Below are 13,947 nucleotides of genomic sequence, written 5' to 3'. Positions count from 1 at the left end.
ATTGCCTGACCGCGCGCCCCAACCGCCGCCGGAACAGCCCTCGCTGTTCCACGATGCCGGCGATCTCGGCTACGGCATCGGTCCCGTCTTTGACGAGATGGTGACGGGCACGGGGCACCTGCGTCCGCAATGGCAGCAGTTCTTCGCCGCCCACGGCCCCTTCTCGCCAGAGCAGATGGCGGACCGGTGGGCGGCGGCGCGCCAGCGGCTGTTCCTGAACGGCGTCACCTTCAACTCCTACCGCGATCCCCAGGGAACGGAACGGCCGTGGCCGCTGGACCCGGTGCCGCTGCTGCTGTCCGCCCGGGAATGGCAGGTCATCAGCGCCGGCCTGGTGCAGCGGGCCCGCCTGATCGAAAAGGTGCTGGAGGATTTTTACGGCCCCCAGACGCTGTTGAGTGACGGCACCGTGCCGCCGTCCCTGCTGTACGCCGACCCGGGATATCTGCGCGCCTGCCAGGGCCTGGCCGTGCCCGGCGGGCGGCGCCTGGCCCTGTTCGCAGCCGACCTGGTGCGCGATGGCGATGGCCAGTGGCGGGTGTTGACCTGCCGGACGGAGGCGCCGACCGGCGTCGGCTACGCCCTGGAAAACCGCGCGGTGCTGAGCCAGACCCTGGCCGACCCCTTCCGCGCCTGCAATGTCGAACGCCTGTCGCCGTTCTTCGAAGCCCTGCGCGCCGCCGTGGCCCGGGCGGCCCCGCAATGTTCGGGCGTGGACGGCCATCCCCGCGCCGTGCTGCTGACCCCCGGCCCCTTCAACGAGGCCTATTTTGAGCACGCCTACCTTGCCCGTCATCTGCGCATGACCTTGGCTGAGGGGGCCGACATGGTGGTGCGGGACCAGGCGGTCTACCTGAAGACGCTGGCCGGGCTGGAGCGGGTGGACGTCATCCTGCACCGCGTGGACGACGCCTTCTGCGATCCGCTGGAACTGCGCGTGGACAGCGCGCTGGGCGTGCCCGGCCTGTTGCAGGCGGTGCGCGCCGGCGCCGTCGCCGTGGTCAACGCCCTGGGCTCGGGCATGGCCGAGAGCATGGCGCTGCTGTCCCGCATGCCGGCGCTCAGCCGCCGCCTGCTGGGCGAGGACTTGCTGCTGCCCGACGTGCCCACCTATTGGGGCGGCGATCCCGACCAGCGCGAGGCGATGCTGGCGCAGTTGGACCGCATGGTGATCCGGCCCGCCTTCTCCAGCCTGCCCGGCCATGTCGCCAACGGCCCCGACCTGGATGAGGACGCCCGCGCGGCCCTGGCCGCCCGCATCCGGGCGCGGCCGCAGGACTGGGCGGGGCAGTTGCCGGTGGCGCCCTCCACCGCCCCGCTGTGGCGCGACGGCCGGGTGGAACCCCGGCCCCTGGTGGTCCGGGCGTTCCTGTGCGCCGCCAGCGACGGCGGCTGGACGGTCATGCCCGGCGGCCTGGTGCGCATCAGCGCCGACGCCCGCCACGCCGCCGTTTCCCTGCAGGAAGGGGCGGGCTCCAAGGATTTATGGATCGTCGGGGCGCAGCCGATCGGCCCCGTCCGCCGCCTGGCGTCCGGCCCGCCGGACGGTGCGCGCGAGCCCAGCCCCGTGCCGGGCAACCTGCCCAGCCGGGCGGCCGACCACCTGTTCTGGGTGGGGCGCTATGCCGAGCGTGCCGCCGCCGCCGTCCGCCTGCTGCGGGGTGCCGCCGTACGCCTGTCCGACGACAGCCGGCCGGCCGCGCGGGAGGAACTGGCCCCCCTGCTGCGCCTGATGGGCCGTGCCACCCTGATCCCACAGGAGATCGCCCAGTTGCCCGACAGCGATGCCGTGCGCGGCATGCGCCAGGCGTTGGAGATCGCCGTCGATCCCGCCAACCCTGGCAGCCTGGTGGCCACCACCGGCCGCCTGCGCCGCGCCATGGGCAGCGTGCGCGACCGCCTACCCCTGGACAGCCGCCAGATCCTGGGCCGCCTGGACGTGCTGGGGGCCGGCCTGGCTAAGGCCGATCGCGCCGCGCTGGCCGTCCTGCTGGGCGATTTCAGCCAGGTGCTGGCGGCGCAGACGGGCCTGGAACTGGACAGCATGCCGCGTGGCGCCGGCTGGCGCTTCCTGGTGCTGGGCCGCCGGCTGGAACGCGCCATCGACGCGGTGGAGCGGCTGCAGGCCAGCGGCATCACCAACGACCGTTCGGACGCCGCCACGCAGGAGGTTCTGCTGGAACTGGCGGAGGCCGGTCCCGCCTATCGCGAGCGCTTCCCCGTGGGCGTGCAGCGCGAGGCGGCTTTGAGCCTGCTGCTGACGGACCCGGAGCATCCACATTCCCTGCTCTTCCAGTTGGAAACCTTCCGGCGGCAGGTGTCGCGCCTACCCTCCCTGCCCACCTTCGGCCTGGGCGGCGGTGAGGATCCGCTGACCCGCCTGGGCGAGTTGGTGGCCCAGGCCAGCTATCGCCTGCAGGACCTGGCCCTGACCCGCGACATGGCGCTGCTGAGCGCCACCCTGTTCCAGTTGGGGTGGGCGCTGCCGGACATGTCGAACCTGCTGTCGCAAGCCTATTTCAGCCATGTCCACGCCCGTGCCGCCTGAGCGATCCCCCTCTCCAGCCCCCTCCCTGGCCGGCGCCACCGCTTCCCCGGCGGCGCCCATCCGGTACCGCTGCCGCCATACCACGCGGTACAGCTACACGGTGCAGGTTGTCTCCTCCCAGCTTATCGCCCATCTGGGGCCGCGCGATGTGCCGGGACAGCGGGCACACGTCGTGGCGCTGACGGTCACGCCCACACCCGCCGTCGTGGCGGATCGGCTGGACTGGCTGGGCAACCCCACCCGGTATGTGGCCATCGACACGCCGCACCTGGAATTGTCGATGACCGTGGACCTGGACGTCACCCTGACGCCGCGGCCGGCCCCCGACCTGATGGCCACGCCGGCCTGGGAGGAGATCGCGGCCCAGGCGCCTGGCCAGTTGGCGGTGGCGGAGTTCATTGAGGCGTCGCCCCGCCTGCCGCAGCCCAGCCCGGAGCTTGCCGCCTTCGCCGCCGCGAGCTTCCAGGCCGGCCGGCCCATCGGCGCCGGCGCCCGCGACCTGACGCGCCGCATCCACGACAGCTTCACCTTCGACGCCACCGCCACCAGCGTGGGCACCCCGGTGCTGGAGGCCTTGGCCCTGAAACGCGGCGTCTGCCAGGATTTCGCCCATGTCATGATCGGCGCCTTGCGCGCCCTGGGCCTGCCCGCCCGCTACGTCAGCGGCTATCTGCGCACCCTGCCGCCGCCCGGCCAGCCGCGCCTGGAAGGGGCGGACGCCAGCCACGCCTGGGTGCAGGTGTGGTGCGGGTCCGATGTCGGTTGGGTCGACATGGACCCGACCAACGACACGCTGGTCGACCGCAACCACATCACCCTGGCCTATGGCCGCGACTATGACGACGTCTGCCCCTTGCGCGGCGTCATCCTGGGCGGCGACGCGCACGCGTTGTCCGTCAGCGTCGATGTGGAGGAGGTGGCGGATGACCCGCCCGCCATCACGCAGGCGCAAAGCCAGGGCTTGGGCCAGGACTGGAATGGGCCCATGGTGCAGACCCAAACACAGTCTTCCTGCGCACCGGAGCCGCCCTACCCCTAGAGGGGCAACTGACTGATATGAGCACACCCTGTATATAGGGAACCGACGCATAAGGGGGCCGGCGAACAAAGGCCGGCTGGGAGGATCACCCCATGACCGTGGACAGCCTCAACCCCAAGGTGGACGCCTATCTGGACAGGGCCGGACAGTGGCGGGATGAACTGACCCGGCTGCGCGCCATCGCGCGGGACTGCCCGGTCGTGGAAGACTTCAAGTGGGGCCACCCCTGCTACACCGCCGATGGCGCCAACATCGTGCTGATCCATGGCTTCAAGGACTATTGCGCCTTGTTGTTCTTCAAGGGGTCGCTCCTGAGCGACCCCAACGGCATCCTGGTCCAGCAGACGGAGAATGTGCAGGCCGCCCGCCAGATCCGCTTCACCAACGGCGGGGACATCGCGCAACTGGCCCCCACGCTGAAGGCCTACATCCTGGAGGCCATCGCCGTGGAGCGGGCTGGGCTGAAGGTGGCGTTCAAGCCGACGGCGGATTTCACGATGGTCGAGGAGTTCCAGGAAATGCTACGCGACGACCCGGCCCTGAAGACGGCGTTCGAGGCGCTGACGCCGGGCCGCCAACGCGGCTATCTCCTGCACTTCGCCGCCGCCAAGCAGGCCAAGACCAGGGCGGCGCGCATCGGGAAATGCGCGCCCCTGATCCTGGCGGGCAAGGGGCTGAACGATTAGTTATCCGCCATGATGCGAGCCCGTAGGTCGGCATGGGTGAGACGCAAGGCGTTCTCCGGCACCTCGGACCACGTGCCGATGATATCGCCGGCGATGTAATGAAAGCCGGCGCCATCGGCGTAAGAGGCCATGTGACTGGTGTCCACGCCTTCCACCCCCGGCCGCAAGCGCAGGCGCAATGCCTCATGGGCGAAGTGCGAAAGCTCCGGCCCCCAGCGTTTGGGGGCGGCGCCGGGCGGCAATTGGATCGAGGCGATATAAACACCCGCCGCCGCCATGGCCGGCAGGTCATGGCTGTCCTCCACCGTGGCGATGACCACGCGGCTGAACTGCCGGAGCAGGGTGACGATCTCCGTGGCGCGGCCAACCGGCACGCCATGGGGAAGGCCGTAAACCTGGAAGGTCAGGAAGGCGGCCAGTTCCTTGGGGATCGTCTGCAGGGCCGCCAGATACTCCCGCCGGCGGGTTGGACCGGCCAGCGTCTCGAAATGCACGGGCACCGACAGGAAGCAGCGGAACTGGTTGCGGTACAACTCTCCATAGACCTCCATGGTCTGGCGCAGGACCGTCAGGTCCAGGGCCAGTATCTGCTGCGGGTCGTGGGGGTCGGCGGCGCAATCATAGCCCCAAAGCGGCTGGCGCCCCCGCCGCTGGCGCTTCGCGCGCACCTGGTAGATGGACAGCACCTCCTTGCGCACGTCCCAGATGGGGCGGTAGACGACCTCCACCGGCTCATCCGCCGGGGCATTAAACCCTTGCCATGGGTTGTTCGCCTTGTCAGCGCCAGTCGCCGGCACCTGCGACGGGGGGACTGTCAGCGCCGCCCCCATCAGCATGTCCCGCAGACTATTGCTGTGAAACAGCAGCTCCCCCCGACCTCCTGCACGGCGGAATGCACGCGCACGGTCGCGGTGTCGACATCGCCCAGCAGCAGGCGCTGCAATTGCTCCACCAGCTTGGCGCAGATCAGGCCCGCCTCCGTCCGGCCCAACTGGGCGAACACGACGATGTAGGCCTCCTCGCCGAACCGGAACCACGCGTCCTTGGGGTTCAGCATCTGGCCCAGCAGACGCTCGGCCAGCATATGAACGCGATCCGAGACCAGGGGCCAGCGCTCGCCCAGCCGGGCGTGCAGGCTTTCCAGTCCCACCATATGCAGGCTACCAGCGCAGGCCTGGGTCTGTGCCTGGAAGATGGCGCGCAGCTTGGGGGCGGCTTGGGTGAAGTGGCCGCCGCCACCAGGCTCTTGTGATGTAGATCCGTCCATGACCCACCGCCTGACCTAACCGTTATTTCAGGATAAGGGTGGCGCCAAGACCTTAAAAAAAACTTGCCAAGAGACGACCCACTGCTTTTGGTTAGTTAGCCGCGATATGCCACCAGCACCGCGCCGACCGCGATGAAGGCCACGCCCAGCCAGTTGGGCAGGCTCAGTCGCTCCCCCAGGAACAGTGCGCCAAACAGGGCGACCAGCACCACGCTCATCTTGTCGATGGGCGCCACCCGCGCCGCCTCCCCCAGCTTCAGCGCCCGGAAGTAACAAAGCCACGATCCACCGGTGGCCAAGCCGGACAGCACCAGGAACAGATAGCTGCGGGCGGAGACGGTGCCGGGTGACTGCCACTGCCCGGTGATTGGCAATAGGGCGGCGATGACCAGCAGGATCACGGCCGTCCGCACCAGGGTGGCGAAATCGGAATTCACCCCCTCCACCCCCACCTTGGCCAGGATGGCGGTCAGGGCCGCGAAGACGGCTGACAACGCCGCCCAGAATTGCCAGGTCAGTTGCGGGAAGTTCATGAGGGACACCCTGCGCTGAGGTCGGGTCGCCATCCTGACAGCACTTGTCACGCCGGGAATGCTAAATTCCCCGTTACCAGCTTAACGACAGGGCCCCTCATGGCGCACGATCCTAAAACTCTCCAGGCGGCGATGGTCGCGGCGGTGCCGGATCTGGAACTCACCTACAAGCCTATGTTCGGGGGCATCCTGGCCTATGCCGGGGGCAAGCCGGTGGCGTCGCTTTCCGACGTCGGGCTGGCGCTGAAGCTGACGGGCCCGGACCACGCCGCGCTGCTGGGCCTGCCCGGCGCCAAGCCGCTGCAATACGGCCCAGACCAGCCGGTCAGCAAGACCTACACCCTGGTGCCGGACGGCCTGCTGGCCGACCCGCCCGCATTGCGCGACTGGGTGCATAAGGCGGCCCAGGCGGCCGCCAAGGCGCCAGCCAGGAAAGCGAAAAAGACCTGAATCCTATTTCCGCCTGGTCACATCGCCCTCGGCCACGGTCATGAAGCCAGGGGCGCCCGGAGGCGCCATTTCAAACTTCACATGCAGCGCCCCAGGGCCAACCTTGGCATATCCCAAGCGGAATCCCGGCGACGAGGGCGTGGCGGCGGCCAGGAAGGTGACGCTTTCGCCCGGCACCACCTGGGCGTCGGTATAGTGGATGGTGTGCTGGCCATCCAGGTAATCGGCATGCAGGCCGCCGCCCTCCGGGTAGATCAGCATGATTTGGTCGAAGCTGGCGCCGGGCACGGGCTTGCCATCCTTGCCGATCACCTCGGTATGATCCTGGCGTAGAAGACCGCCACCACCGGCCACCGCATGGATGGTGGAGGTGCCGCGCGCCGTGCCGCCATCCTCGGTCTTGCCCCCGCCGCTCCATTCCCCCAACAAAAAGTCCAACGGCGCCAGGGCCGGCGCCAGGGCCGGTGTCAACGCCGGCGGCTTGGGGGACTGTTGGGCCAACGCGATGACGGGCGCCACGATCACCATCAGCGCGGCGGCGAATAGGACACGCATGGGGCACCTCCCGGACAGGGTGCCCTGACTTCACCACACCCCTGCAAAAAACGGAAACACTCTCCAACATCTGCATGGTTGACGGCGGCCAGCGGCCTGCTGATAGTCGCGGAAATTCGACATGGCTGCCCGCGGCCGGCCTTGATCCTTAAAAACAGTCCCTGGCCCGCGGCCCGGGGGCGGATGTAACGGCGTCCGCATGTCCCCCGTTTCCCGCAGAGGCGGGGCGGGCAAAGGCGGGGCGTATGGACGCTTTCAGGGAACACCCATGTTCGATATCGCCAGTGTTGATTGCACCGTGTCCACGGCCCCGGCCGAGTTCGTGCGTTCCATGCACGAGACCGGCTTCGCCGTGCTGCGCAACCACCCCATCGATCCCGCGCTGATCGACTGCGTGTACAAGGAATGGGCGGCGTTCTTCGCGTCCGAGTCCAAGATGGACCACCTGTTCTCGCCCGAGACGCAGGACGGCTATTTCCCCTTCCGGTCGGAAAACGCCAAGGACAGCCCCATCAAGGACCTCAAGGAATTCTATCACGTCTATCCCAACCGGCCCCTGCCGGCGGGCGTGAAGGAGGCGACGGAGGCCATGTACGCCGCCCTGACCCAGCTGGGCGCCGACCTGCTGGGCTGGCTGCAGCAGCACACGCCGGATGGGGTGAAGGCGAAGTTCTCCGTCGCCCTGCCGGACATGATGGTGGGCAGCACCCAGAGCCTGTTCCGCGTGCTGCACTACCCGCCCCTGGCCGACGGCTTTGAGCCGGGTGCCGTACGCGCGGCGGCGCATGAGGACATCAACCTCATCACCCTGCTGGTCACGGGCAGCGAGCCCGGCCTGCAGGCCAAGGACACCGCCGGCAACTGGCACGACGTGCCCTGCGACGCCGGCATGATCGCCGTCAACGGCGGCGACATGCTGAAGGAAGCGTCGGGCGGCTACTTCCCGGCGACCACCCACCGCGTGGTGAACCCGCCGCCGGAGCACAACGTCTCCCGCTATTCCATGCCCATGTTCCTGCATCCCCGGCCCGACGTGCGCCTCAGCGACGCCTATACGGCGGGTGAGTACCTGGACCAGCGGCTGCGCGAGATCGGCCTGAAGAAGTAAGCGGATGCGGCACGGGGCCGGTGGCCTCGGGCGCATGGTTCGGTGTAGGAAGGGGGGCCATCCGGCCCCCCTTCGCCTTTCCGGGACCAGCCCATGACCGACCGCCCGTCCGCGACCGCCCCCATCGACCGCCTGCTGGCCATCATGGCCAAGCTGCGGGATCCCGACGGCGGCTGCCCTTGGGACTTGGAACAGGACTTCCCCACCATCGCCCCGCACACCATCGAGGAGGCGTACGAGGTGGCCGACGCCATCGAGCAGGGCGACATGCCGGCGTTGAAGGAGGAACTGGGCGACCTGTTGTTCCAGGTGGTGTTCTACGCCCAGATGGCCAGCGAGCGGGGCCTGTGGAACTTCAACGACATCACCACGGCGCTCAGCGACAAGATGATCCGACGCCACCCGCATGTGTTCGGTGAGCAGGTCGGCGCCGTGGCCGACGCCACCGACCAGGTGAAGAACTGGGAAGCCCAGAAGGCGGGGGAGCGCGCGGCCAAGGCCGCCGCCAGCGGCGCCCAGGCCTCCGCCCTCGACGGCGTCATCAGTGGCCTGCCGGCCCTGACCCGGGCGGTGAAGCTGCAAAAGCGCGCCGCCCGCGTGGGCTTTGACTGGACCCAGGCCAAGGAGATCCTGGACAAGATCGAGGAAGAGATCGGCGAGCTGCGGGCGGAGATGGAGCACGCGGTGCCGGAGAAGGCCCGCATGCAGGATGAGCTGGGCGACCTGGTGTTCGCCCTTGCCAACCTGGCCCGCCATATCGACGTGGATCCCGAAACCGCCCTGCGCGGCACCAACGCCAAGTTCGAGCGGCGCTTCCGCCAGATCGAGGCCTGGCTGGCCGAGGGCGGCCGGGGGCCCAGCGACGCGACCTTGGATGAAATGGAAGCCCTGTGGCAGAAGGCCAAGGGCCTGGAACGCTGAATCACATAAGGAGGCAGTCTGATGAGTTACGCCCCGCCCCATATCCCCGGCATCGTCCTGATCTCCGGGGCCACCGGTGACTTCGGCGCCGCCTTCGCCCGCCGCTTCGCGGCCCTGGGCAGCCGTCTCATCCTGACCGGCCGCAATACGGAGAAGCTGAAGGCCCTGGCCGACAGCCTGGACGTGCCCACCCATACCCTGGCCTTCGACGTGCGCGACCGCAAGGCCATGGAGGCGGCGGTGGCCAGCATCCCGGCGGAGTTCGCCGAGATCGATCTGCTGATCAACAACGCCGGCTTGGCCCTGGGCATGGAACCCGCGCAGAAGGCCAACCTGGACGACTGGGAGATCATGGTCGACACCAACGACAAGGCGTTGGCGATCATGACCGGCCTGATCCTGCCCGGCATGGTGGAGCGGGGGCGCGGCCACATCATCAACCTCAGCTCCACCGCTGGCAGCTACCCCTACCCCGGCGGCCACGTCTATTGCGCCTCCAAGGCCTTCGTCACCCAGTTCAGCCTCAGCCTGCGGGCGGACCTGCTGGGCACCGGCGTGCGCGTGACCTCGGTGGAGCCGGGCATGGTGGAGACCAGCTTCAGCCTGGTGCGCTTCAAGGGCGACGCCGAGAAGGCCGCCAAGGTCTATGCCGACACCACGCCGCTGACGGCGGAGGACGTGGCGGAGTCGGTGACCTGGGCCGCCACCCTGCCCCCGCATTTCAACGTCAACCGCGTGGAAATCATGCCCACGGTGCAGGCGCCGGCCGGCCTGGCCGTGCATCGGTTTAAAAAGAACTGAGGCACCCGGCGTCGAACCGGCAGAAAATCTGGCCCGCCTTGGCATCCTTCCGCCAGTCTGAGAGACTGGCGCCAAGGCCCCAAGCGCGGGCCGTTCTGCTGCTGGGTTGGGGGGCCTGATGGCCGAGTTGCCGTTTTTCACCGTCATCGTACCCACCCATAAACGGGCGGTCCTGCTGCGCCGGACGCTGGCGTCCATCAACGCCCAGCGGGACGGGGTGGGCGGGGTGGAGATCCTGGTGATCTCCGACGCCACCGACGGCGACACCGACGCCGCCTGCGCCGAGTTGCTGACCCCCGCCGACATGTATGTCCGCCGCAATGGCCCCTCTGGCCCGTCGGCCAGCCGCAACATGGGGCTGGCGCTGGCCCAGGGTGCCTACATCCTGTTCCTGGACGACGACGATTCCTGGCACGACGGCTTCCTGTCGGCGCTGCGGGCCCAGCCGGCGGTGCAGCAGGGCCTGCCGGTCTATTTCAACTGCTCCATCGTGAATGAGCGCCGGGGGGCGGACGCCGCCATCCTGTCGGAAGGGGGCGCCGACCTGGCCGGCCGCCTGACCGATGAGATTTATCTGAAGAACCAGATCCCCGTCTGCTGCTTCGCCTTCCCCCGCGCCCTGCTGGCCGGCCTGAAGTTCGACGCGCACATGCGGGCGTATGAGGATTGGGAGTTCATGCTGGCCGTCTACGCCCGGCAGAAGGCCGTGCATGTGCCCCTGATCGGCGCGCGCATCTTCAAGGACAGCGGGGATGAGTTGGAGCGGCGCGGGGTCAGCCAGCAGTCGCACGACTACAACGCCGTCTTCGACTACCTCTACGTCTATCGCCGCCATCCCGCCCCCAACGCCGATCTGGGGCAGCGGCGCGCCAGCCTGCTGAACAGCTTCAACATCCCCGTCACGGCGGAGATGGTGTGACCGTGGGGCACGACCTGGACGCGCTGGAAAGCCGCACCCTGTTCTGCCTGTGGACGGGACATGAGGCGATGTCGGACGACCGGCTGCGGGCGCTGTGGACCATCTTCCGCAATACCGGCTGCGCCGTGGCCTTCCTGAACCGCGAGACGCTGGGCGACTGGGTGAAGCCGGCGCATCCGCTGCACCCCGCCTGGCCCCATCTCAGCGCCACGCACAAGGCGGATTACCTGCGCTGCTACCTCATGCACCATTACGGTGGCGGCTACACCGACATCAAGGCCACGTCCAAGACCTGGGGAGCGTTCTTCGACCAGCTGGCCCAGTCCGACAAACTGGCGCTGGGTTACCAGGAATTGCCCAACGGCGTCGCCCCCATCGAGGGCCCCTTGGGTGACGAGTTGCGACGGGACTATGCCGAGCTCATCGGCCTCTGCGCCTTCATCTTCCGCAAGGGCACGCCCCTGACCGCCGCCTGGCTGCAGCGGACAGAGGCGCTGCTCGATCAAAAGCTGCCGGAGTTGCAGCGCCACCCCGCCATCCATCCCCTGGACCGCCAGGGTATCCTGCTGCCGGACGGCACGCCCTCACCCTATCCGCTGAAATGGACGGAGCTGCTGGGCGACATCTTCCATCCCCTGGTCCACGAGTTCCGGGGGCGGATCCTGCAGGCGCCCCTCCAACCCAGCTTCACCCGTTACCGTTAGCTGGTGGCACGGCGGCCGCCGTGCTGGTGCGGGCGTTCCAATCGGGGGCGTCGGCCCCGCCCAGGTGCTTCAGGAAAAAGCCGTACTGCTTGCGCAGGGCATAGCGGATGGGGCCGGTGGAGCGGCCGGCGGAATGCCCCTCACCCGGCACCACCAGCAGATCGAAGGTCTTGTCCGCCTTGATCAGGGCGTTCACCACCTGCATCGTGGACGACGGGTCGACATTGTCGTCCAGTTCGCCCACCACCAGGGCCACCTGGCCGGTCAGCCGGTGGGCGTTGTCGACGTTGGATGACCGGGCGTAGCTCTCATCCACCGGCCAGCCCATCCACTGCTCGTTCCAGCTGATCTTGTCCATGCGGTTGTCATGGCAGCCGGCGTAGCAGAAGGCGGCCTTGTAGAAGTCGCCAAAGAACAGCAGGGCGGCCAGCGAGCTTTGCCCGCCAGCGGAACCGCCGTAGATGCCCACCCGGCTGATGTCCAATTGCGGATACTGCGCGGCGGCGGCTTGCCACCACTTGATGCGGTCGGGGAAGCCGGAGTCCTTCAGGTTCTTCCAGCACACGTCGTGGAAGGCCTTGGACCGGTTCATGGTGCCCATGCCGTCGATCTGGGCGACAACGAAGCCCATTTCCGCCTGGGCCTGCATGCCGACGACCTTGTCGCCGCCGGCATGGAAGCCGAAGGGCCAGAAGGTCTTGGGCACGAAGCTGTCATGCGGCCCGGCGTAGATGTTCTCGATGACCGGATAGCGGCGGCCGGGGTCGAAGCCCAGGGGGCGGACGATGACGCCCCAGATGTCCGTCTTGCCGTCGCGCCCCTTGGCCTTGAACACCTCCGGCGGGCGGAAGCCGGCGGCCAGCAGGCGGGTGATGTCGCCCCGCTCGATCTCCGCCACCAGCGACCGGTCGGCAGTGCGGCGCAATTCCATGACCGGCGGCTGATCGATCCGGGAATAGGTGTCGACGTAATAGGCCAGGTCACCGGACAGGCTGACGTCGTGATAGGCATCGGCGGTGGTCAGCGGCACCAGGTTACGGCCGTCGAAATCCACGCGATAATAGTGCTGGAAGTACGGATCCTCGCCCGGGCGCATGCCGCCGGCGGCGAAATAGATCTGGCGGCGCTCGTCATCCACCCGGGCCACGTGGCGCACCACCCACTCCCCCTTGGTGATCTGGGTCTTCACCTTCCCGGTGCGCCCGTCGATCAGGTACAGGTGGCTCCAGCCGTCCCGCTCCGACAGCCAGATGATTTCCGCGCCGCCCTTGTTCACGTCATGGCGGAAACGGCGTTCGTTGTTCACGAAGGTGGTGGCCGTCTCCGTCACCACGGCGCGCGGGGTGCCGGTGTCGGCCTCGATCTCGATCACCCGCACCATCTGGTGGCCCCGGCGGGTGTACTCGAAAACCACCGTGGCGCTGTCGGGCCGCCACTCGAAATCCGTCATCAGGTAGGGGTTGGGGAACAGGGTGGCGTCGATGGCCAACTGCCGCCCGGGCGTGCCGGCGCGCGGCACATGGAACAGCACGGGCTGTTCCTGGTCCACGGCGTCGCCCGGCTTGGGGTACAACTGGGTGTGCAGCTTGGGTTCGATCTGGTCCTTGGGCGAGGATTCCACCTTGTGGACCTCGCGCCGATAGCCGGGCCGCACCCGGTAGAGGATCAGCTTCCGCGAGTCCGGCGACCAGGCGATGGTCTCGCCATCATAGAAATCGCCCTCGCTGCCGTCGGTGCTGAGCGGCGTCACCATGCCGGTGCCGACCTCGCGCAGCGCCAGGTTCTGGTTCTGGATCAGGGCCTCCCACCGCCCGTCGGGGGAGCGCTTGGGCGCCGTGTCGCCGGGTTGCGTCAGGTCGCGCACCACGCCGAATCCCCGGGGGCGGCGCCCGCCCTCCTCCGGCTCCTGCTTGCAGGCGTAGTCCGACAGGCGGCAGGACCAGTCCGCCTCGTCCCACTCGAAGGCCAGGGTCTGGCCGTTGTCACTGAGCTCGGCCCGCTCGAAGGGCAGCCCAAGGCCGGTAAAGCTGCGCCCCGTGGCCTTGCTCAGTTCGGCGGCCAGCCGGTCATGATCGAAGGCGGGGGTCTTCCGCAGCGTCGCCGCATCGACGATGACGAACTGGACGCCACCCGGCACCGTCTTGCGGTACAGGAACCCGCCGCTCTTGCCCACCCAATGGGCCGGCCAGGCGACGTTCTCCGTCAGGCCCATCCAGCGGTCGCGCAAGGACAGCGCGCGTTCGTAGTCCGCCTCTCCGGGAACCAGCCCCGCGGCCGGCGCCGACACCCCGGTGACCAGCGACGGGGCCACGGTCCCCGCCGCCTGACCCGCGGCGCGGGCGCCGACGGCATGGGCCGCCGCCGCGGCGGCAGGCAGGGCGGCGATGAACGAACGACGACGCATGAACAGCTCCCC

The 13,947-nt window shown here is 68.5% G+C and carries 14 protein-coding genes; 9 read left to right on the top strand and 5 right to left on the bottom strand.

Annotation, left to right across the window (positions count from 1 at the left end):
- Position 1 precedes the first annotated feature (1 nt).
- From ULB03_RS12235 to ULB03_RS12225, 3 genes are all read left to right on the top strand, one after another.
- Complete coding sequence (locus ULB03_RS12235) at positions 2–2,548, top strand: circularly permuted type 2 ATP-grasp protein (protein ID WP_322483377.1); 2,547 nt, start codon at positions 2–4, stop codon at positions 2,546–2,548.
- Positions 2,526–3,587 (top strand): transglutaminase family protein, encoded by a 1,062-nt coding sequence (locus tag ULB03_RS12230; protein ID WP_322483376.1) that lies wholly within the window; start codon positions 2,526–2,528, stop codon positions 3,585–3,587. Before ULB03_RS12235 ends, ULB03_RS12230 begins: the two co-directional genes overlap by 23 nt.
- Before the next feature lie 92 nt (positions 3,588–3,679).
- The gene (locus ULB03_RS12225; RefSeq protein WP_322483375.1) at positions 3,680–4,273 is read left to right on the top strand and encodes a YdeI/OmpD-associated family protein; all 594 of its coding nucleotides are present in this window, start codon (positions 3,680–3,682) and stop codon (positions 4,271–4,273) included.
- Here the strand turns inward: ULB03_RS12225 and ULB03_RS12220 are convergent.
- The 3 genes from ULB03_RS12220 to ULB03_RS12210 all read right to left on the bottom strand — a co-directional run bounded on the left by ULB03_RS12220 (position 4,270) and on the right by ULB03_RS12210 (position 6,073).
- Positions 4,270–5,103 (bottom strand): hypothetical protein, encoded by an 834-nt coding sequence (locus ULB03_RS12220; protein ID WP_322483374.1) that lies wholly within the window; start codon positions 5,101–5,103, stop codon positions 4,270–4,272. The genes ULB03_RS12225 and ULB03_RS12220 overlap by 4 nt on opposite strands.
- Positions 5,103–5,540, bottom strand: a complete 438-nt coding sequence (locus ULB03_RS12215; RefSeq protein ID WP_322483373.1) for a hypothetical protein — start codon at positions 5,538–5,540, stop codon at positions 5,103–5,105. Before ULB03_RS12215 ends, ULB03_RS12220 begins: the two co-directional genes overlap by 1 nt.
- Positions 5,541–5,635: 95 nt before the next feature.
- Complete coding sequence (locus tag ULB03_RS12210) at positions 5,636–6,073, bottom strand: EamA family transporter (RefSeq protein ID WP_322483372.1); 438 nt, start codon at positions 6,071–6,073, stop codon at positions 5,636–5,638.
- 99 nt (positions 6,074–6,172) lie between these two features.
- On the opposite strand from ULB03_RS12210, the gene ULB03_RS12205 reads away from it, so the two are divergent.
- On the top strand, positions 6,173–6,523 hold the full coding sequence (locus tag ULB03_RS12205) for a TfoX/Sxy family protein (protein WP_322483371.1): 351 nt from the start codon (positions 6,173–6,175) through the stop codon (positions 6,521–6,523).
- A gap of 3 nt (positions 6,524–6,526) precedes the next feature.
- Here the strand turns inward: ULB03_RS12205 and ULB03_RS12200 are convergent, their stop codons facing one another.
- A complete protein-coding gene (locus ULB03_RS12200) occupies positions 6,527–7,078 on the bottom strand; it encodes a hypothetical protein (protein ID WP_322483370.1) in 552 nt (183 codons plus the stop codon).
- A 268-nt stretch (positions 7,079–7,346) separates the two neighbouring features.
- Between ULB03_RS12200 and ULB03_RS12195 the strand changes: the two genes are divergently transcribed.
- From ULB03_RS12195 to ULB03_RS12175, 5 genes are all read left to right on the top strand, one after another.
- Positions 7,347–8,186, top strand: coding sequence for an isopenicillin N synthase family dioxygenase (locus ULB03_RS12195; RefSeq protein ID WP_322483369.1), 840 nt, complete (start codon positions 7,347–7,349; stop codon positions 8,184–8,186).
- Positions 8,187–8,279: 93 nt separating this feature from the next.
- Complete coding sequence (gene mazG, locus ULB03_RS12190) at positions 8,280–9,107, top strand: nucleoside triphosphate pyrophosphohydrolase (RefSeq protein WP_322483368.1); 828 nt, start codon at positions 8,280–8,282, stop codon at positions 9,105–9,107.
- 21 nt (positions 9,108–9,128) lie between these two features.
- Positions 9,129–9,908 (top strand): SDR family NAD(P)-dependent oxidoreductase, encoded by a 780-nt coding sequence (locus ULB03_RS12185; RefSeq protein WP_322483367.1) that lies wholly within the window; start codon positions 9,129–9,131, stop codon positions 9,906–9,908.
- Positions 9,909–10,026: 118 nt separating this feature from the next.
- Positions 10,027–10,827 carry a glycosyltransferase family 2 protein gene (locus ULB03_RS12180; protein WP_322483366.1) on the top strand — a complete coding sequence of 267 codons (801 nt, stop codon included), beginning with the start codon at positions 10,027–10,029 and terminating at the stop codon, positions 10,825–10,827.
- The gene (locus ULB03_RS12175) at positions 10,824–11,531 is read left to right on the top strand and encodes a glycosyltransferase family 32 protein (protein ID WP_322483365.1); all 708 of its coding nucleotides are present in this window, start codon (positions 10,824–10,826) and stop codon (positions 11,529–11,531) included. Before ULB03_RS12180 ends, ULB03_RS12175 begins: the two co-directional genes overlap by 4 nt.
- Here the strand turns inward: ULB03_RS12175 and ULB03_RS12170 are convergent.
- Positions 11,515–13,935, bottom strand: a complete 2,421-nt coding sequence (locus ULB03_RS12170; RefSeq protein WP_322483364.1) for a S9 family peptidase — start codon at positions 13,933–13,935, stop codon at positions 11,515–11,517. The genes ULB03_RS12175 and ULB03_RS12170 overlap by 17 nt on opposite strands.
- Positions 13,936–13,947: the final 12 nt, after the last annotated feature.

The organism is Nitrospirillum goiasense (assembly GCF_034427435.1).
Taxonomy (GTDB): Bacteria; Pseudomonadota; Alphaproteobacteria; order Azospirillales; family Azospirillaceae; genus Nitrospirillum.
The sequence above is the reverse complement of the archived record's forward strand: the minus strand, read 5'-3'. Positions and strand labels throughout refer to the sequence as shown.